Genomic DNA, 19960 nt, shown 5'->3' on the forward strand with positions numbered 1-19960 from the left:
CTGCCCAGGTACCGGTGTGGACCGGGCGAATCGACGGCATATATCAGTTGTGGCGAACCTTCATGATCGTGTCGCCGGGTAGTCTCGACCAAGAATGCCAGACGACGAAGACGACCAGTGGAGTACGGTAGGAAACGACGACCTCGAGGACGTATCGGCGGCGGAAGGCGGTAGCGAACCGTCTGGATTCGACCACACGGACTCGAGCGACAGCACCGATTCGAGAGCTGATGTCGACTCGGGCGACGACTTCGATTCGGACGACGACGCGAACTCGAGCGAAAACGCGGACGTGGGGTGGCCGCCCCAGTCCGACGAGAACGACCGCGACGAATCCGAACCCGCCGGCACAGACTCCGCGAGAGGCGTGGAATCCGAACCTCGAGCGAACGCCGCAGTTGGGGCAGACGACGAGTCGCGGCCCCGGCCGGACGAACAGTACTGTCCGAGTTGTGGAGAGATTATCAAGAAGGAAGCACGGATCTGCCCTCATTGCGGCGTCGACCACGGCGGGTCGGCGAGCAGTCAGGAGAAGGATCCGACGATCGCCGCACTACTTTCGGGTATCGGGCTAATCTTCCCGATCGCTGCCGGCGCAGGGCAGATGTACAACGGGCAGATGGGCAAGGGGATCGCCTTCTGTCTGGTTCAGTTTTTCAACGCGATGCTCATCATCCTGCTCATCGGTCTGATCACGTTCCCGCTGGTGGGAATCTACACGATCTACGACGCCCACCAGACCGCGAAGAAGGTCAATCAGGGCGAGATCACGGTCTGAGACGGACCAGTGTACTGTCAGTCGGTGCCGGTACACCTGCGGCCGTGGGCAGGTCTGCCGGGAGACCGGGACAGCAATCCGTTTCAGAGGGAGTATCGTAGCTACTGGAGGTCTCGAAACCGGGCCTTCGGCGCTGTTCTCTGTTCTTCAGCGGGAAACTATGAACTCCTACGATACTCCCTATCAGACGTCGACTTGCGAACACACCGTGGAACGTCCAACGGATGAGTTCAGCCTCTCTTTCACACGTAGCAACGTTTTTGCCTTTTGTATATCAAATATGGGTGATGGATCGGCGTTCGTTCCTCGGCGGTATGAGTTGTTCTGCCGGTATCGTACTCTCAGGGTGTATGTATTTTGACAACAGTGGTGACTGGGAGACTGTGAGGAACTGCACCGAAGAGACCGCAATTCGCGTCGAGTCGGTCGGCACTGCGCTGGAAGACTGGCTTGAGTCCCCCGAGACGTTTGATTCATCTCGATTCGATCGAGCGGCCGACGAAACGTTGGAGACACTCGAAAACTGTGAGTCTGATGTTCGCCACCACTACGACGACATCGAGGACGAAACCATCGTCCCAGAGGACGAACTGGACCAGTATAACGGGAAAGAAGTCGTTGCTATACTCGAAGAACTCTTCGCGACTGCACGAGAGGGACGAACAGCAGCCACGGCTGTTGTCGAAGCAAGTGGAGAGCCGGAAGAACTCGACGCCGAGGAGGAAGAGACCGTCGAATCGGTAACCGAAGAATACGACGACGTTCTCGAGGAGGTCGAGCCGTTGATACCCGATAATACGGACTCATAACGAGGGCGAACGACCGACTGCTGACGACTGACGGCAGTCTGTCTCGAGTCGACTGGTCGTTCGATCGGAAAGCGAGCGGTGGGTCAGCGATCAGCTATCCGGCCAGCGCTCGATGTAGATCGTTTTGTCCGTATAGAAGTGGATCATGTCCTCGCCTTGTGCGTGGAGGTCCCCGAAGAACGAGTCCTTTCGACCGCCGAAGTGGAAAAACGCCATCGGTGCTGCAGTACCCGCGTTGACGCCGAGGTTTCCGACGTCCGCCTCGTGGCGCACTTTCCGGGCGTCTGCACCGTCTCCGGTGAACAGACTCGCGGCGTTTCCGAACTCGCTTCGGTTCATGACGTCGATCGCCTCGTCGACGTCATCGACCGCCATCAGTCCGAGCACGGGGCCGAAAATCTCCTCGCGCACGATCGTCATTTCGGGCTCGACGTCGCCGAAGACGGTCGGTGCGAGGAAGTTCCCGTCCTCGTAGCCGTCGACCTCCACGTCGCGGCCGTCGAGGAGCAACTCCGCACCCTCCTCGACGCCGCTCGCGATCAGATCGCGGACGCGGGATTCGTGTTCCGGCGTGATCAGCGCGCCGATATCGGTGGCGTCGTCGAGACCGTAGCCGACGGTCTGGGCCGCCGCCTCCTCGAGGACGAGGTCGGTGAACTCGTCGTAGACGCCCTCCTCGACGACGATGACGTCGTTGGCGAGACACCGCTCGCCCCCACAGGCACAGGCCGACGACACCGTCTTCGCCGCGGCGAACTCGAGATTCGCGCTCTCGGTGACGATGATGTGATTTTTCGCCCCGCCCTGGGCCTGGACGCGCTTTCCGTTCGCCGCGGCGCGTTCGTACACCGTCTCCGCGACGGGCGTCGAGCCGACGAACGATGCCCCCTGGATCCCCTCGTGGTCGAGGAGTCCGTTCACGGTGTCGACGCCGCCGTTGACGAGCTGGACGACGCCGTCGGGGAATCCCGCCTCGTCGATCAGCTCGAACAGTCGCTGTGCGACGACCGGATCCTGTTCGCTCGGCTTGAGGATGAACGCGTTCCCGGTCGCGACCGCGTAGGGGAGAAACCAGAGCGGAATCATGCCCGGGAAGTTAAACGGCGTGATCGCCGTAAAGACGCCCAGCGGCTTGCGAATCGCCGTCTCGTCGATATCGGGTGCCGCGTTCGGGAGGTGGCCAGCTTGCATCATCGAGGGAATGCCACAGGCGACCTCGACGTTCTCGATACCGCGTCGGAGCTCGCCGTTCGCCTCGGCGAGTGTCTTCCCGTGTTCCCGGACGAGAACCTCCGCGAGCTCCTCCTGGTGGTCCTCGAGGAGCTGTTTGAGTTCGAACAGCGGCTGGATGCGTTCCTCGACCGGCGTCTCACTCCACTCCTCGAACGCGGCCTGTCCCGCGCTCACGGCGGCGTCGACGTCGTCTGTCGAGCTGAATCCGACGTACGAGATCGTCTCTCCAGTCGCCGGATCGACGATGTCCTGTCCATCGGTTCCCGACGGAGCGTGCCAGTCGCCGTCGATGTAGTTCTGTACGTCGTCCCACGGAGGCGCTGTCTCGAGTGTCATCGAACAGTCGAACGTTACTCCCGTTGGCAATAAAACCTTTCAATACTTTCCTCTCAATCATGCATATACAGAATATCGTCCCAAAGACACCCAAAGTAGAGATATTTTGTACTACTATACTTAGACAGGGCCAAAGATTAATCAATGAGGGGCGAGAGGTGTTACGCAAGGATGTCAGAACGGGAATCCGCGGAGGGTGACGGATTGAACGATATCGAACGAACCGACAAAGAGCACGTATTCGGGACCTGGTCGTACCAGAAGGAGGTCAGTCCCACGCAGGTCGTCGACGCTGACGGCGTCCGGTTTACCACCGCGGACGGCGACGAGTACATCGACTTCTCGAGCCAGCTCATGTGCTCGAACCTCGGCCACAGCGCCGATCGGATCGCCGACGCGGTCGACGAGCAGATGCGAGACGCCGCGTACGTCTCACCGGGGTACACCACGGAAAACCGCGCGAAGCTGGGCGAGAAACTCGCCGAGATTACGCCCGGAGAGCTCTCGAAGACGTTCCTCTCGACCAGCGGGACGGAAGCGGTCGAAGCAGCGATCAAGATCGCACGATTCTACACGGGCAAACAGAAGATCATCTCCCGCTACCGCTCCTATCACGGCGCGACCTACGGCTCGATCAGCGTGACCGGCGACCCCCGTCGTCTCGAGTCCGAGCCGGGGATTCCGGGGACGATCAAGGCACCGGATCCGTACGCCTACGGCTCGACGCTCGATCCGATGGAGAGCGTCGAGTACATCGACGAGATGCTCGAACTCGAGGGGGATACGGTCGCGGCGATCCTGGTCGAACCGATCGTCGGCTCGAACGGGATCCTCGTCCCGCCCGAAGAGTACCTCCCGCGGCTGAAGGAGGTCGCACACGACCACGGCGCGTTGCTCATCTGTGACGAGGTGATGGCGGGATTCGGCCGAACCGGCGAGTGGTTCGGCTGTGACGTCTTCGACGTCGAACCCGACATCATGACGATGGCGAAGGGACTGACCGGGGCGTACCAGCCGCTTGGCGCGACGATCGTCACTCCGGAGATCGCCGACCACTTCGAGGAGAACATGCTCTGTCACGGCCACACGTACGCCGGTCACCCGGCCGCCGTCGCGGCGGGACGTGCGGCGATCGACATCTACCAGGAAGAGAACCTCATCGAACGGGCAAGCGAGGTCGGCGAGTACCTGGGCGACCGGATCGACGAACTCGCGGACCGTCACCCGAGCGTCGGCGACACTCGCGGCGTCGGGCTGTTCAGAGGGATCGAGCTCACCAAACACCCCGAAAAACGCGTCCCCTTCGGCGAGCGAGCGGACAAGATCAGCCCCGGCTCCACGGTCGTCGACGAGGTGTCGGCCACGGCCGCAGACCACGGCACCTACGTCGCGAACATGATCAACACGCTGATCATCGCACCGCCGCTTACGATCACCGAAGACGAGATCGACGAGGCGATCGCGGCGATCGACGCCGGCCTCGAGGTCTCCGACGACGCGATGGAGCACTGATCGGGGTCGAGCCCCCATCCGCGTTCGTGAAACAAGGTTCATTGATCTAGACGGTAATCGAGATATCATGGAAGGCACACTTCACACCCAACAGGATCTGGACGAGACGGATCTCGCGATCATCGAGCGGGTCGAGGAGGATTTCGACGTCAGCCTCGAGACCCTGGCCGACGAACTCGATCTCTCGAAATCCGCCGTCCACTACCGGCTGAACAAACTCAAAGACAGCGACGTCATCAAGGGTGTGAGTGCAGACGTCGATCCGCTCGCGTTCGGACTCGAGATGGTGGCGATCACGGACGTCTCCGTGGCACACGAGAGCGGGTACTCGGAGAACATCGGCGAAGAGTTAAACGACCTCGAGGGCGTCGAACGAGTCTACTACACGATGGGGGACGTCGACTTCGTGGTCGTCAGCCGCGTCCAGACTCGCGATCAGTTGAACGACCTCATCGACCAGATCGTCGCAGTCGAGGGCGTCAACGAGACGTCTTCGAAGTTCGTGATGCAGGAGTTCGACGCCGACAGCTCTCTCGTCTCGAATCTCACGGACGAAGCGCGCCAGGCAGTACTCGACGCGTCGACGAACTGATTGGCGTCGCCGCCTTCGTTTCTCACAGCTACATCGCGCTGACGGATAACGGTCCGTCTCGTAGGGATTATCGTCACCAACCGATCGTTTCGCCGCTTGTCTGTCGACATCGTGTCTCGGCCGACGGGCGGGTAATCGATGGACGTCTACGATAATCCCTATCAGTATCCCGTCCCGCGGAGCCAGTTCCCGAGGAGAAGAACGCAAACGACCACGAGCGAGACGATCAGCGTACCAAAGGAGACGGCCCAACCGAACTGGTCGGCGAGCGCGCCGAGCGCGAGCGACCCCGACGATGCGATGACCAGGTAGACGGTACGTACCAGCCCGAACCCGGTCTCGCGCTCGGATTCTGAGAGGTGATCCATAAACTGCGGGAACACCGACGCGCCCCATCCCATCCCGAATCCGAGAAGCACGATCCCGGTCACGGCGGCGGCGATTCCCGGGACGGCCAGGAGCATCGCGAGTCCGGCGATCGCCGCGATCATACAGGTTCCGGTCGCGACGTTTCGACCGTACCGATCGGAGAGCGAACCGACGCCGATCTGAAGGATACCCAGCGTGAGAAAGTAGACGGCGAACAGTACCCCTGCGTCCGTCGATGAGTACTCGCGGTAGACGATGAGAAACGTCGGCAAAAAGGAGATGAGTCCCGTCCAGACGAACTCGGCGAGAACGGCGATCGCGCTGGTGAACGCGATCGCTGGCCGAGAGAGCACGGCGAGAAGCGGACGGATCTGAAACCGTTCGGTAATGGACATTTCGGGCCGACGAGGCTCCGTCTCCCGGACGTTTCCAGCGAACAGGACGAATACCACCGCTGCGACCAACGCCGTCGCCGCGATGGCGGGTCGCCACCCGTAGCGAACGGCGATCCACGAGACGGCGATCGGCGTACACAGCCCAGCGATCGGACCGCCGGCGTTGTGGATCGCGATCGGTGTCCCGATCCGATCGAACGCACGCGTGATCATCGCCGTGGCGACGCTGAAGTGAAGCCCAGCGACGGCACCTAACAGCACTGTCCCCGCGAAAAAGACCTCGAAGCGTGGTGCCGTCGCAAGTACGAGACAGGCGATGCCGGTTCCGCCGATCGAGACGAGGATAATCCGACGTTCGCCGTAGCGGGTCGCGAGGATCCCGCTTGGATACTGGACGAGCGCGTAGGAGAGCCACATTCCCGTCAGCGAAGCGCCGATAAGCGTGTTCGAAACGGTGAACTCGTTCGTGATCGACGGGACGATCGGACTGATCGCGACCCGACCGACCATCGTCGCGAAAAACGCGAGCGTACAGTGTGCCAGAACCGTGTGTCGGTACCGCCAGCTCATCGCGTCGACTTCCTTCGGTTCGAAGTTCGATCTCTGTTCTCGGTCGACATCGTACGACGAACGTTCGATCGGGTTGTGCCCCATCGCTCGAGCGGACCTGTGTACGGTATCGCCGGCCACCACGCAGCTACAGACTGATCGCGGTTACACCGACGAGGGTGGACATCGGCCCCACCCATACCGTCTCCTGTTCGTCAGATCCGGTCGGACCGCGACTCGGGCGACGGTCCCACCGATATATCGGTTCACTAGCCCGTCTCAGTCGTCTTCACTCTCTCCGACTCGTTTGGCACTCGGCGGAGCCGATGGCTCCCCTGGCTCCGAGGGGACGTTCTGTGACATCTCGAGGTCGCTTGCCGAGTACTCGCGAAGTTCGTAGACGAACTCGTTGACGCGCTCTTCGTCGGGTTCGGCGGTAACCAACGAGACAGCCACGAGAACGACTCCAGAGGCGATCAGGCCTGGAACGCCGATCCACAAGTCGAGCGGAATCGGGGCACCCGTCAGCGAGTAGTACCAGATCACCGCGAGTCCGACGAGCAATCCAGCGACGGTTCCCTGCCAGTTCGCCCTCGGCCACCAGAAGGCGGCGATTGCCGGCGGAAGCAACAACAGGTATCCCGGTATCGCCAGGTCGATCGCGACCTCGACGAGCAGCCCGAGGTCGATAAGCGAGAATCCGAGTGCCAGCAATGCGAGTAACCCGGAGAAGATCTTCGAGTTGCGCGAGAGTTTCTGGTCGGAGATGTCGGCAGAGAGCAGTTCTTCGTAGACGTCACGGGAGACGATCGATCCCATCATGAGGATCATCGTATCGGCGGTCGACATCGCGGCCGCGACTGCGGCTGCCATCAGAATACCGAGGACCGGCCCCGGCATCTCGAGGATGTACTGGAGGATGACCGTATCGGGGTTCTCTAGCCCGCCGTGTGCGGTCAATCCCGCGAACGCGATGAGGCCGGGGAAGATCGTCAACAACACCAGCGCGGAGAACGAGTCACCGAACCCCATCGCCCACACCGCAGACTGGCGTTTCGAGGAGTAGTAGCGCTGCCAGATGTGGGGGAATACCGGAATCGCGAGCCCGAACCCGGCTGCAGCGGTGTAGAGATAGAGCGGGTCCATCGTCACCTGTCCGACGGCGTCGAACTGCTGGGCGGCGTTTACGTACACGTCGGACGGTGTCGTGAGGAGGACGTATCCCGTTACGGCGACCATCCCACCCCACAGCAAAATTGCCTGGAGCGCGTCGGTGTACGCGACACCGCGCATCCCACCGATCGCGATGTAAGCGGCCATCGCGATACCGATAATCACAGCCGCTGCCTCACGCGAGATCAGTCCGTCGGTCAAGACGTTGAGCACGAGCCCCATCCCAGTGAACTGGATGGTCACGTAGAACATCGTGAAGCCGACGGCGATGAGTGCGACAAGTACACGGACCGACGTACTTCCGCCGTACCGATCGGCGAAGAGATCCGCGGGCGTGACGTAGTCCTTGCCGGTCTTGCTGATCTTCCAGATCTTCTCGCCGAGCATGACGATGATCGGGAAGTCGGTGACGACGATAGCCCCGATGATGACGAGTCCTGCGATCCCGAGATCGTACGCGATCCCGCCGCCGCCGAGGAACGTGTACGCCGAAAACGCCGAGGCGATCATCGTCAGGAAGATGACGATGCTGCTCAACGAGCCGTTTGCGACGAAGTAGTCGCTGACACCGATGTCGGTCAGACGGCCTCCGTACATCGAGAGGACGAACAGTCCGGCCAGATAGACGCCCGTGAGCGCGAGACCAACGTAGATCCACGTGGACATCTAGTGGTCCTCCGTCGTCTCTGCGGGTTTCGGTTGCGTAAAGACCTCGCGCAAATCCGGTTTCCCGAGGTAGAGCCATCCGATTATCGAATTCGCGGCCACGACGAGCGTCAAAAACGCGATCAAGACCACGAACGGTTCCGGCAGACCGACGACGGTCCCCGTCGGCTGTTGATAGTAGTACAGGTATCCGATCAGTCCGAGATTGGTCAGAACGGCGAACCCGACCCACCCCCGTCCAATCGTTGCTTTTTTACTGTGTTTGCGTACCTCTGACATGGCGTTATCGGGTTACTACTATTTCCATATAAACCTGATTGTCAAGGTTAATTCTCCAAATGAACTCGTGATAGTTGAACAATGTGCTATTGACTCCTGGCGACGGTGGCGCCAGTTCCTGTGAGTGGCGGAATCAGGTTTTTTCCATTGCTCGCAAAATACGAATTCTGAATCGCCGGCTCGAGCGCTCAGACGGACTGCTGTCCCGATCTCCCGGCGGACCCGCCCTACGGATCCCGGCTGTGCCAACACCGACCGACAGGAGACCAGGTCAGCCGATCGATGCAGCGCCGAAACCCGGCCTGTCGGTGGAGATCCACGCTGTCTGTGGGTTGAACACTGTTCGTCGTATTTTCGGTAAGGAACCGATTTTCCACACGGTCACGGTTGGTGTGGCCCGGTAGTGGCGGTCAACCGTACTGATAGAGAGGATACAAAAAGCCAGGACAGCAATAGGGAATGAACAATGTACAGTAAATATGACATCTAGTTGTATTTTTCCCACCAGAATAGTGTTTTGTGGGATGGATTCCTCTTGTTTCGGAATAATGCAAAGGTTAATCAATCCCGTTTTCCAACTGTCCCGACAGTATGCGAATCGATTTGGTTGGCCGGCCCGACCGGCCCAAAGCGGACGAGGTCGCGACCGGATTTAGGATTGGAAAACGTTCAAATATTAGTGGTGTCCGATGATCGATCCACAGGAAGTGCCGCGATTCGCGGGGGTGCCGTCGTTCATGCGGATGCCACACACGTACGATCTCTCGGACGGCGTCGAGGCCGACGCGGCCTTTCTCGGAATCCCGTTCGACGATGCGACGACGTACCGGCCCGGTGCTCGGTTCGGTCCGAGGGCGATCCGCGAAGCATCGACACTGCTCAAACCGTACAACTCGATCACGGAAACGAACCTGCAGGAGTACTCGATCGTCGACCACGACGACGTTCCGGTGGTTCCGGGATACATCGAGGAGACGTTTGCCGAGATCGAAGAGCGCGTCGGGTACGTCCTCGAGTCCGGGGTGATTCCGGCGATCGCCGGTGGCGATCACTCGACGACGTTACCCGTGTTGCGCGCCGTCGCCGAGAAACACGGTCCCGTATCGCTCGTCCAGTTCGACGCCCACTCGGATCTCTGGACGGAGTACTTCGGGAAAGACCACAATCACGGTACGACCGTCCACACGGCGATCGAGGAAGGGTTGATCGACCCCGAAACGTCGATCCGAATCGGCGACCGTGGCGGCCTGTACAGCGCCGACGACGTCGATCTCATCGAAGACTCCGGGATCGAGTACCTGACGACCGAAGAGGCCGCGTCTCGAGGGTTCGATTCGCTTGGCGATCGGATCCACGACAGAGTGGACGGGCCAGCGTTCGCGACGATCGACATCGACGTCGTCGACCCCGCGTTCGCACCGGGGACGGGCACTCCCATGCCCGGCGGGCTGACATCGCGGGAGATTCTTCGCCTGACGCGGTCGCTCCACGACATCGATCTCGTTGGATTCGATCTCGTCGAAGTGGCACCGACGTACGACCCCGCCGAGACGACCTCGGTTCTCGCAGCGAACGTGATGTTCGAAGCCCTGTGTGCGGCACTCGACGGAACCACCGCGTGAACGAGAGCTCCCCCGCGAGCGAACGCGGAGGCTGATCCAGTCCGGTCGGTAGCGGGCCAGCCTCTCGAAGCCCGCATCGTCTCAGACGGTTTCCTGTCGGTCAGTGCCGGCTCAGCTACGACTTGTGGGGCGGGTCCGCCGAGAGATCGAGGCCGCAATCCGTCTCAGTTGCGAGTTTTCTGCTCCGAACTCCTGTGATAGCGACTGCGGTCGCGCTTATCCATCCTCGTCGACGTCGAGATCGAGTTCCTTGACGAGCGTCGAGACGCGTTCCCGATCGCGCTCGAGTTCGGCGTCGGCGCGGTCCTCGATCGACCCCGCGTCGTCGAGGTCTTCGAGTGGCACTGTCCCGCCGGCGACCCCGAACGTCGTCTCGGCCGGCCAGACGGCGACGTGGGCTTCGGCTCGAACGCGATCCCCGTCGGTGGCGGTCCGATCCGCGTCGACGGGATAGGTGACGTCGAGAACCGACCAGGTGCCCGCTGACCCGTTCGGTCCGTCGAACTCGAGTTCGTCGCGGACGCCCTCGACGACCACGCCGTCGTCCGCGAGCATCTCGACGAACTGGTCTCGCGCCGTCGAGGCGGCCTTCGAGCGGACCGACTCCGGCGAGATGCCGACCGACGACAGCGACGGCGAGAACTCGAGATCGACCGCGAACAGCGATCGAGGCGGGAACTCGGTCGCCACGGCGTCGGCGAGCGGCGACGGGTCGACGGGTTCGTACAGCGTCGTCTCTGCGGTGATCGACACGACCAGGACGCTCGTCTCACCGACGCGCGTTCCGAGTGTCGTCCACGTTTCAGCCAACGGCTCCGGCAGGTCGGTCATCGATCCCGCGTACGTGTGGCTGGGTTTTCGATCTGGCGATCCCAGCGTCGGGTAGGGTGGCGATCTCACCGTCGAGCAGGTTCGAATTGGGCCACACGGACGACAGGTCAGTCCGCGCCGAGTCCGTCGAAGTAGATCGATCGGCGCTCGGCGGCCGCAGGTGTGGTGACAAGCGAGACGACGACGGTGACGACGAGCCCGACCCCCATCCCGACGAGGCCGGCGGTCCACCCGCCGTAGGCCGCCGGAACGGCGGCAACGAACAGACTCGAGAGGTAAAACAGCTGGCTCGAGAGGATACCGGCCGTGATTCCGGCCCGTGTCGTCCCCCGCCAGTAGAGTGCGATCATGACGGGGAGGGCGAGCTGGGCGAAACCACTGAAGGCAGCGTCGCCGAGTTCGAACAGTGTAGCGGGGTTGAGGAGGCTCACGGCGAAGGCGGCGCTCGCGAAGACCACGACGCCGACGCGGGCGAGCAGGTCCTCACGGCGTTCGGAGACGTCCCGTTCGACGAACGGCCGGTACAGGTCCCGCGTGAAGTACGACGACCCGGACAGCAACATCGAGTCCGAGGAGGACATCATCGCGGCCATCGCGCCAGCGATGACGAGCGCGGCGAACCAGACCGGCGTGAACTCGGCGAGCACCGCCGGGAGGACGTTTCCGCCCTCCGGAACGGCGACGTCGAGGCCGCGTGCCCACGCGCCGAGCATGAACGAGGGGACGAACAACAGGACACAGAGGAGCGGCCAGAGCGCGAAGGATCGTTTGAGTACCGTCTTCGACCCTGCGGCAAAAAACCGCTGGTTGACCTGTGGGAACATCGCGACGCCGAAGCCGATCACGATCGCCGTCGAGAGCATCCACTGGATCGTGTAGTGATCGCTCCCCAGCGCGAGGTGGTGGGCCGCCTCGGCCTCGAGCGCCGCCGTCGCCGCGCCGGGGCCTCCGACGACGGCGAGCACCCAGAGCATCGCGACCCAGGTCGTGACGAGCATGAACGCACCCTGGAGGGTGTCCGTCCAGGCGATGCCGCGCATGCCGGCGACGACGACGTAGAGGATCATAAACGCCGTAATCAGCCCCGCGCCGACGGCGTACGGAACCGCGCCATCGGTCAGCGCCTCGAGGGCGGTGCCGGCGCCGACCTGCTGGAGCATGACGTACGGAAAGAGCCAGACGAGGCTGACGACGGCGACGAGGCCGCGGAGCCACCGCGAGGCGAAGCGATCACCGAGCATCTCACCCAGCGTAACGTAGTCGTATTGCTTACCGAGTAGCCACTGTTTGTAGCCGATGACGTACCAGAGGATGGCGAAGATGATGCCGTCCATCAGCCCCATCACGAGCACCCACTCCGGACCCTCGTGGTAGGCGACGTTCGGCCCGGCGAAGAAGGTAAACGCCGACAGCAGCGTCGCGAACGTCGTAAAGAGGAGGACGACGGTTCCGAACGTCCGGCTCGCGAGGTAGAAGTCCTCCGCGGTCCGGTCGGTCATCCGGTAGGCAACGAGGCCGATACCGAGAGCGAGGGTCAGGTAGCCGACGATAATTCCGAGTTGGATCGTGAGCGTCACGGCTCGTCACCCCACGCGGCCGAGTTCGACGACCGGCGCTGTCCCTTCGGTTCGCTCTCGCTCGAGGACGGCGTCGCTTCGATGCCGATCCCCCAGGCTCGTTGGGCGAACAGCCAGAAGACGATCGAGGCGAGTCCCATCCAGCCGACGTGCCACCAGAGCCACAGCGGAACGCCCGCGATCAGCGTATCGTCGCCCCACAGAAACCACGGGATCGCGAGCGCGGAGAGGACGACCGCGACGGTGATCCACCCCCACAGTTCTCGTCGGCGCATGTCGGCCGGTCGGTACCAGCCGCGTGTAACCGTTTCGTTCGGCGGGCATTCAACGTGTGATCGACCGGTATCCGACGTGTGGTCGACCGGCATTGACGTGCAGATCAGTCCGCGTCCGAGACGAAACGGCCGAACGGACAGCAGGTAAAATCGTTCTTTCACGTAGGAAAAAGCGTATAGGGGTCGGAGAGAGACTGACAGCCGAAGCCGACATGGCCCGTCTGTTCCCGTTCCGTTCCGAGACGACCGCTCGGGACGGCACACCCCGCGTCGTCGACCTCGAGGGTGAAGACGCCGATGCGGTGTTCAGCGCGCTCTCCTCGACGACCGCCCGGCAGATCTACGCCCGCCTCGACGAGGAGCCGGGGACGCCCAGCGACGTCGCCGACGCGATCGACTCCTCCATCCAGAACGTCCGGTACCACCTCGAGAATCTAGAGGACGCGGGACTCATCGAGGTCGTCGACACGTGGTACTCCTCGCGGGGCAACGAGATGAGCGTCTACGGGACGACGGACGGGCCGTTGATCGTGACGAGCGACGAGTCGACGGCGTCGCAGCTGAAGACCGCGATTTCGCGGCTGATCGGCGGGATCGGTGCGCTCGCCGCCGGGAGTCTCCTCGTCCAGTACGGCGTGAGTCAGTGGTTCGCTCCGACGGCGCCCGGGACCGAGGAGGCCACACCGGCAGAAGGTAACGGGATCGCTGCCACGGACGGTGAGGAAGACGCGGTCGACGGGGACGCTCCCGTCGAGGAAGCGCCCGACGACTCCGCGGAATCGGAACCACAGGACGACGAGATGGGGACTGCCGCGGTCGACGACGAGGCGGACGCCGCCGACCGCGACGCCGAGGAGAGCCCGGAGGCCACCGGAACCCCGGAAGACGATTCGCCGGAGACGTTCGAGGGAGACGAGTCAGAAGACGCCGAGACCGAGGTTCAAACCGACGACGAACCGGTCGCAGAGTACGATGGTGAGGCCGAACCGACTGCCGACGACGGGACGTACCTGGTCGACGGCGGGGCCGAGGCGACCGACGCGGTCGTCGGAACCGTCCCGCCGGGACTGCTCTTTTTTCTCGGGGGCCTGGTCGTGTTGCTCGCGATAACGGCCTACTGGTACTGGTCCCAACCGTCGTACTGATACCTGGTTTCTTTCGAACGTCAACAGCTATTTGCCTCTCACGCACTATATTCTACACAAACCGGTCTCTGTACGCAACGCCCGCGTCACCGCGCGCCCCTTTCGGGGACAGATCTCCAATGGAAGATACGACCAAATACCTCATTCACGCAGACGTTACGGCCGACGGGGTCGTCGAGCGGAGCGACGTCGTCGGCGCTATCTTCGGGCAGACGGAAGGTCTGCTCGGCGACGAACTCGATCTCCGCGATCTCCGCCAGTCCCAGAAAGTCGGCCGAATCGACGTCGAAATCGCAAGTAGGGAGGGAACTTCGAGCGGTCATCTGACGATCGCGACCAGCCTCGACAAGGTCGAAACCGCCACGCTCGCCGCCTCCCTCGAGACGATCACTCGCGTCGGCCCCTGTCGCGCCTCGCTCGAAGTAACCGAGATCGAGGACGTCCGCGCGGCGAAACGAAAGGAAGTCGTCGACCGCGCGAAGGAACTGCTTCGAACGGGGTTCGACGACACGGTGATGACTTCCGAAGAGATCCTCGCGGAGGTTCGCCAGCACGTCCGCGTCGAGGACATCACCGAGTACGAAGGGCTCCCCGCCGGTCCCCGAGTGACCGACAGTGACGCCATCATCATCGTCGAAGGGCGCTCGGACGTCCTTACGCTGCTCAAGTACGGCGTGAAAAACGCCATCGCGGTCGAGGGGACGAACGTCCCCGACGCGGTCGCGGAGCTCACCCGCCACCGCACCGTGACGGCGTTTCTCGACGGCGACCGCGGCGGCGACCTCATTCTCGAGGAGCTCTCGCAGGTCGGCGACATCGACTACGTCGCGTTCGCACCCGCCGGCGAGTCCGTCGAGGAACTCGACCACCACCAGCTCTTTGCCGCCCTCCGGAACAAGGTCGCCTACGATAGCGTCTCGGAACTCAACGAACCCCGCGAGGCGGTCGCCGCGACCGACGGAAGCGCGACGCCCGCACCGGCACCCTCCGACTCGCGAACCGTCTCGCCGCCGACGATCGACGAAGAATCGGCCGACGACGACACCTCGAGTACGGACGCCGACCGGACGACTGCCGAACCGGCGGAGCGATCGTCGACCGCCCGTTCAGCCGAGACCGAGGCCGAACCGAGTGTTCCCGACACCGACCCGGAAGCCGCCGAGGACGACGAGCCGACGACCGTCTACGAGCACGCGACCGAAATCGTCCGCGCGGGGACCGACCGGGTTCGGTTCCTCGACGACGACGGCGAGACGATCGACGAAACCGACGTGACCGCAGCGGACGAGTCACTCGAGGAGTTCGACTCGGCCCCCGCGGCGATGATCCTGGACGGTATCCTCAGCCAGCAGTTACTCGACATCGCGACGGACCGTGGCGTCGACCTGATTGTCGCTCGGTCGCTTGGTCAGTTCACCAAGCAGCCGACGGGCGTTCGCATCTACGCGATCGACGAGATCGCCGAAGCGCCACCGAACGCGTCCTGAACTCCAACCTGCGGTCAGCCGATCACGGCAAACGAGAGCACGAGGAGCGCACAGACGATCGCACCCGAGAGCGTCGCGAGGAAGTTGACACCCTGATTGCCGAGGACCGTGCCCTCGAGGGTCGCACCGAGGAGGCTGTCGACGGTCATACCGACGAAGCCGGCGGCGACGATGATGGCCGCGCCGGTGGCGTCGACTTCGGGGAACAACAGGTACGAAATTCCGGCGACGATGGCCGCGCCCGCCAGTCCGGCGAGTTCACCCTGCCAGGTGACGCCGCCGTCGGTGCCCGGCTCGACCGGTTCGAGGGTCGTGATCAGTCTCGGCGTCTCGAAGACGCTCCCGATTTCGCTCGAGAGCGTGTCGCTCATCGCGGTCGCGACGGAGCCGGCGAACGCGAACAGGAAGACGACGGGCGCTACGTGACCGGCGAGCAACGACGCGGAGCTGGCCGCGTAGCCGAGGACGGCGACCAGGGCGACGGCCGCGTTGCCGAGGACGTTACCGCTTCCGCGTGCGCCGTCGTTGTCCTCGGCGACGCCGAGGTCCTCTTTGCGGTCGTACCTGAACTTCGCCGAGAGCCCGCCGAGCGCGAAAAAGGCGATTAGGACGACGAACCAGCCGTAGCCGCCGAGGACGATCGTCACCAGGCCGAGGAGGATGCCGGTCAGCATCCCCGCGATCGAGGCCGTATCGAGCGCGTAGGAGACGTACCCCAGCGCGACGGTGACGACGAGCGCGACGACGATCTCGAGCGGGCCGATCGCGGGCTCGAGTTCTGCGAGAAGCCACAGGAGGAGTCCGACCGAGAGCATGACGATCGGATCGTCGTACAGCAACAGAACGTCACGGAGCAACGCGGCGAGCAACGTGCCGCTGGCCGCGAGAAAGACGACCGTCGGTGCCACAGACTCGAGCGGTGCACCCTCGATCGCGAGCGTCCCTGCGTGACCGATCACGGCCGCGCTCGTCGCGGCCAGACAGAAGACGGTCACGACGACGACTTCGTTTTCCGTTCGCGTGCGGGCGATCTGTTCGGCGACGTTGCCGTAGCCGATGAGGAAGACGGTCCCGACGAAGACGGCGATCGACATCGAGGACGACACGGCGATGATCCCGAGTGCGACACCGGCGAGGACGAACGTGATCAGTCCGTAGAGACGATTGTCCTCGTAGTCGCCGGGATAGGCGAGGAGGTCGAACAGCGGCCCGTCGGTGACGGTGAACGCACCCAGTAACACGACCGCGGCGAGGGCGGCACCGACCACCGTTCCGAACAGCGGAACGGCGAGCGAGAGCGTACAGATCGCCGCGAAGACGGCTGCTCGCCGAACGGGTGATGTCACGATAGGGGACTCTTTCTGTGGCGATTACTTGAAGGTTCCCGAACACGCTCCGCGGTCGATTTCACCGACGTCAGCGGATCTGGTGTCGGTCTCCGGGCGGTCGAACGAGCGAGTTGACGATCGGAAGCTGCCGGACCCGGAACCTGTATACTCACGGATCGTGAACGAACGGCCGTGGGACTGTACGAACGATATCTCACCTATCGCATCCGCCGCCACGAGGGGGTCCCCCCCGAGCACGTCGCCCTCGTCATCACCGAACGCGACCTGCTCGAGAACGGTGGGTACGAGACGCTCACCGACTGCTTCGAGTGGGCGTTCGAGTACGCATCTCGCGTGACGGTTTACGTGAGCGTCCTCGACGCCGAAGCGGTTCCGACGTTGCGACGCAACCTCGAGACGATCGACGCGCCACGAGAGGTCGCCGTCCGTGGACCGGACGACCGGACACCCGCCGATGCGCCGATCCAGATCGGGATCGGTCTCGGCGGCAAACACGAGTTTACCAGTGCCGTCAAGACGCTCGCCGAGGGCGTCGAAGCCGACGAGATCGATCCGAGAGAGATCGACGACGACCGCGTCGAGGACCACCTCGTCTTCCCGTCGGAGCCGGATCTGGTCGTCAAGACTGGAGCCGAGCGACTCTCGGATTTCATGATCTGGCAGTCGGTCTACTCGGAGCTGTACTTTACCGACGTCAACTGGCGTGATTTCAGGAAGCGAGACTTCCTGCGCGCCGTCAGGGAGTACTGTAACCGATCGCGGCGGTTCGGCCAGTAAACGACCCGGTTCGACCGGCGTCGCCGACACGACCTTGCACGTGCAACGGAAGGCGGAGTGACCGTCGCGGTGACGGACAACGGGATGCCCGCGCTCGTGTCGCCGGTCGAAATCGAGACGATTCTCGCCGCAGTGCTGGTCGGGGCAATCACCGCCGCTCATCTACTCCCGGAGGAACTACTCGAGCCGGTCGGACTCTCCAGAGAGAGCCTGCTCTCGGTGACCGGCGGCGTCTCGATCGTCTACGCGTTCGTCCACCTGCTCCCCGAACTCGACGAGCGCCAGGAGGTATTCGAGGGTGTCACCGTCCTGCTGTGGTCGCTTGCCGCACACCACGCGTACGCCGTCGCGTTCGTCGGCCTCGCACTGTTCTACGGGCTCGAGCGGCTGGCGACGGTCTCGAAGTCACACGATTTCGGCCGACGACTCGCCCCGGTCGCGGACGATCCGGTGTTCTGGGTCCACGTCGGAGCGTTCGCCGTCTACAACGCGTTTATCGGCTACGCGGTGGTGCGAGGTGAGGCGGGGGCCGACAACGTCGCTCTGTTCGGGATCGCGATGACGCTTCACGTCGTCGGGAACGACGAGGCGATGGAACGACGCCATCACGAGTTGTACAGTCGGTTCGGCAAGTGGATCCTCGCGGGTGCTGTCGTCCTCGGTGCCGGGATCGGCGCGGTGTACACGGTCAGCGACGTCACGTTCACGACGCTACTCGGACTGCTAACCGGTGGTATCGTCTTCAACTCGATCAAGGACGAACTCCCCCGGACGCGAGAGAGCCGGTTCTGGCCGTTCGCCGCAGGCGCGACCGCCTACGGGCTGTTGTTGCTCCTTCTGTGATGTTCCCGCTCTGCCGTGGGTTCCGCTCCAGGGGTCGCGGGTGCGCCGGGAGATCGGGACAGCAATCCGTATCAGTCGTACAGCAATTCAGTCGGCTCCGTATCAGTCGGCCGCCCGGCCGCTCGAGTCGATGCCGTCGACGCCCTCGCCGTCGGCTCGCTCGAGGGCCTCGAGATCGGACCGGTCACCGGTCGAAAGCGAGTCACGGAACCGATCGACGATCGACCGGGCCTCCGGAAGCTCCGACTCCCCCATCGCGGCGAGCAACGCGAGCGCTCGGCGGGCACGGGTTCGGCGCCAGGATTCTGCGCGGTGCTCGTAGGTTCGGATCCCGCGGAGGAAGTCGGTCTTCGAGAACTCGGGCCAGTAGGGTGTACAGAAGAAGACGGCCGCTTCGTTGCCGTTTGCGTGCCACGGCAGGAAGTTCGAGGTTCGCTCGTCGCCGCCGGTTCGGATGATCAGATCGACGTCGCGGACCGGACGGTCGTAGAGCCGCCGTTCGATCGTCTCGACGTCGATCTCGTCGGGGTCGATCTCGCCGTTCTCGACCGCCGTGGCGACGTCCCGTGTGGCCTCGAGCAGTCGGGACCGGCCGCCGTAGGCGAGCGCGATGTTGAGGACGAACCGGTCGTACTCGCGGGTTCGCCGTTCGGCGTACGCGACCGCGTCCCTGACGCGGTCGGGGAGCATCTCGGTCTCGCCGATCGCACGGATGCAGACCTCCTTGTCGTGGACCTGATCGGCGTCGGCGAACTCCCGAAGTTTTGCACAGAGAAGGTCGAACAGCGGCTCGGTCTCCTCGTCCGGGCGGTCGAAGTTCTCCGTCGAGAACGTATACAGCGTAAGTTCCTCGACGCCGACGTCGTGACACCACTCGAGGATCCGTTCGGTCGTCTCGACGCCGGCGCGGTGGCCGTCGTGTGCGTCGCCGCCGTTTCGGCGGGCGTAGCGCCGGTTGCCGTCCTGTATCACCGCGACGTGTGTCGGCGCACCGGCGATCTCTCGCGAGAGCAGACGCTCGTAGGCTGCATCGACGTGCCGACGGAGCCACCGCCTCATCGGTCGGTACGAGGTCACGGACGACTATGTGTCTTGTGTGTCACTCTCCGCCACTGACACCGACCGGAAGGCTCTTTCTCCCGACTCCCGGTCGCTTCATCGGCGGTCGAGGCGGATACCCCGACCCTTGGGGTCGGGGAGGAAGCCGACACTCGATGACACAAACCACGCCCGAAAGCAAGTCTGATTTCCCCATCTGAATAAATATTAATAAGTATCTTCAGGTACACTAATGAAGTATGGAGGTTGTTCGGAACATCCAAGTCAAACTCGACGTTTCCGACGAGGACTCCGAAGTCCTCGA

18 protein-coding genes are annotated in these 19960 nt (G+C 63.1%); 9 read left to right on the top strand and 9 right to left on the bottom strand.

What is annotated here, in order from left to right:
* Positions 1-94 precede the first annotated feature (94 nt).
* Together FYC77_RS10445 and FYC77_RS10450 are read left to right on the top strand one after the other, a co-directional pair.
* The gene (locus tag FYC77_RS10445; protein ID WP_149081445.1) at positions 95-778 is read left to right on the top strand and encodes a zinc ribbon domain-containing protein; all 684 of its coding nucleotides are present in this window, start codon (positions 95-97) and stop codon (positions 776-778) included.
* Positions 779-1065: 287 nt separating this feature from the next.
* On the top strand, positions 1066-1587 hold the full coding sequence (locus FYC77_RS10450) for a hypothetical protein (RefSeq protein WP_162354508.1): 522 nt from the start codon (positions 1066-1068) through the stop codon (positions 1585-1587).
* Positions 1588-1677: 90 nt separating this feature from the next.
* Here the strand turns inward: FYC77_RS10450 and FYC77_RS10455 are convergent, their stop codons facing one another.
* Positions 1678-3156 (bottom strand): CoA-acylating methylmalonate-semialdehyde dehydrogenase, encoded by a 1479-nt coding sequence (locus FYC77_RS10455; protein WP_149081447.1) that lies wholly within the window; start codon positions 3154-3156, stop codon positions 1678-1680.
* Between the two features lie 171 nt (positions 3157-3327).
* Here FYC77_RS10455 and FYC77_RS10460 point away from each other — a divergent pair, with 171 nt between their 5' ends.
* The gene (locus FYC77_RS10460) at positions 3328-4668 is read left to right on the top strand and encodes an aminotransferase family protein (RefSeq protein WP_149081448.1); all 1341 of its coding nucleotides are present in this window, start codon (positions 3328-3330) and stop codon (positions 4666-4668) included.
* A 67-nt stretch (positions 4669-4735) separates the two neighbouring features.
* Positions 4736-5260 (top strand): Lrp/AsnC family transcriptional regulator, encoded by a 525-nt coding sequence (locus FYC77_RS10465; protein WP_149081449.1) that lies wholly within the window; start codon positions 4736-4738, stop codon positions 5258-5260.
* A 161-nt stretch (positions 5261-5421) separates the two neighbouring features.
* Here FYC77_RS10465 and FYC77_RS10470 read toward each other — a convergent pair whose 3' ends face one another.
* From FYC77_RS10470 to FYC77_RS10480, 3 genes are all read right to left on the bottom strand, one after another.
* A complete protein-coding gene (locus tag FYC77_RS10470; protein ID WP_149081450.1) occupies positions 5422-6594 on the bottom strand; it encodes an MFS transporter in 1173 nt (390 codons plus the stop codon).
* A gap of 258 nt (positions 6595-6852) precedes the next feature.
* Positions 6853-8412: a sodium:solute symporter family protein gene (locus FYC77_RS10475; RefSeq protein ID WP_149081451.1), complete on the bottom strand. Its 1560-nt coding sequence runs from the start codon at positions 8410-8412 to the stop codon at positions 6853-6855.
* On the bottom strand, positions 8413-8691 hold the full coding sequence (locus FYC77_RS10480) for a hypothetical protein (protein ID WP_149081452.1): 279 nt from the start codon (positions 8689-8691) through the stop codon (positions 8413-8415).
* A gap of 689 nt (positions 8692-9380) precedes the next feature.
* Here FYC77_RS10480 and speB point away from each other — a divergent pair.
* A complete protein-coding gene (gene speB, locus FYC77_RS10485) occupies positions 9381-10313 on the top strand; it encodes an agmatinase (protein ID WP_149081453.1) in 933 nt (310 codons plus the stop codon).
* A gap of 216 nt (positions 10314-10529) precedes the next feature.
* Here speB and FYC77_RS10490 read toward each other — a convergent pair whose 3' ends face one another.
* From FYC77_RS10490 to FYC77_RS10500, 3 genes are all read right to left on the bottom strand, one after another.
* On the bottom strand, positions 10530-11144 hold the full coding sequence (locus tag FYC77_RS10490) for a hypothetical protein (RefSeq protein ID WP_149081454.1): 615 nt from the start codon (positions 11142-11144) through the stop codon (positions 10530-10532).
* Positions 11145-11251: 107 nt separating this feature from the next.
* A complete protein-coding gene (locus tag FYC77_RS10495) occupies positions 11252-12721 on the bottom strand; it encodes a sodium:solute symporter family protein (protein ID WP_149081455.1) in 1470 nt (489 codons plus the stop codon).
* On the bottom strand, positions 12718-12996 hold the full coding sequence (locus FYC77_RS10500) for a DUF3311 domain-containing protein (RefSeq protein WP_149081456.1): 279 nt from the start codon (positions 12994-12996) through the stop codon (positions 12718-12720). Before FYC77_RS10500 ends, FYC77_RS10495 begins: the two co-directional genes overlap by 4 nt.
* 212 nt (positions 12997-13208) lie before the next feature.
* Between FYC77_RS10500 and FYC77_RS10505 the strand changes: the two genes are divergently transcribed.
* Together FYC77_RS10505 and dnaG are read left to right on the top strand one after the other, a co-directional pair.
* On the top strand, positions 13209-14141 hold the full coding sequence (locus tag FYC77_RS10505) for a helix-turn-helix domain-containing protein (protein ID WP_149081457.1): 933 nt from the start codon (positions 13209-13211) through the stop codon (positions 14139-14141).
* A 119-nt stretch (positions 14142-14260) separates the two neighbouring features.
* A complete protein-coding gene (gene dnaG / locus FYC77_RS10510) occupies positions 14261-15628 on the top strand; it encodes a DNA primase DnaG (protein ID WP_149081458.1) in 1368 nt (455 codons plus the stop codon).
* 14 nt (positions 15629-15642) lie between these two features.
* Here the strand turns inward: dnaG and FYC77_RS10515 are convergent, their stop codons facing one another.
* Complete coding sequence (locus FYC77_RS10515) at positions 15643-16974, bottom strand: DUF92 domain-containing protein (RefSeq protein WP_149081459.1); 1332 nt, start codon at positions 16972-16974, stop codon at positions 15643-15645.
* Between the two features lie 174 nt (positions 16975-17148).
* Here FYC77_RS10515 and FYC77_RS10520 point away from each other — a divergent pair, with 174 nt between their 5' ends.
* Both FYC77_RS10520 and FYC77_RS10525 read left to right on the top strand, forming a co-directional pair.
* On the top strand, positions 17149-17754 hold the full coding sequence (locus tag FYC77_RS10520; protein ID WP_149081460.1) for an undecaprenyl diphosphate synthase family protein: 606 nt from the start codon (positions 17149-17151) through the stop codon (positions 17752-17754).
* A gap of 69 nt (positions 17755-17823) precedes the next feature.
* Positions 17824-18597 carry a hypothetical protein gene (locus FYC77_RS10525; RefSeq protein ID WP_238386893.1) on the top strand — a complete coding sequence of 258 codons (774 nt, stop codon included), beginning with the start codon at positions 17824-17826 and terminating at the stop codon, positions 18595-18597.
* A 102-nt stretch (positions 18598-18699) separates the two neighbouring features.
* On the opposite strand, the gene uppS is transcribed toward FYC77_RS10525, so the two are convergent.
* The gene (gene uppS / locus FYC77_RS10530) at positions 18700-19656 is read right to left on the bottom strand and encodes a polyprenyl diphosphate synthase (protein WP_149081461.1); all 957 of its coding nucleotides are present in this window, start codon (positions 19654-19656) and stop codon (positions 18700-18702) included.
* Positions 19657-19960: the final 304 nt, after the last annotated feature.

Source organism: Natrialba swarupiae (assembly GCF_008245225.1).
Taxonomy (GTDB): Archaea; Halobacteriota; Halobacteria; order Halobacteriales; family Natrialbaceae; genus Natrarchaeobius; species Natrarchaeobius swarupiae.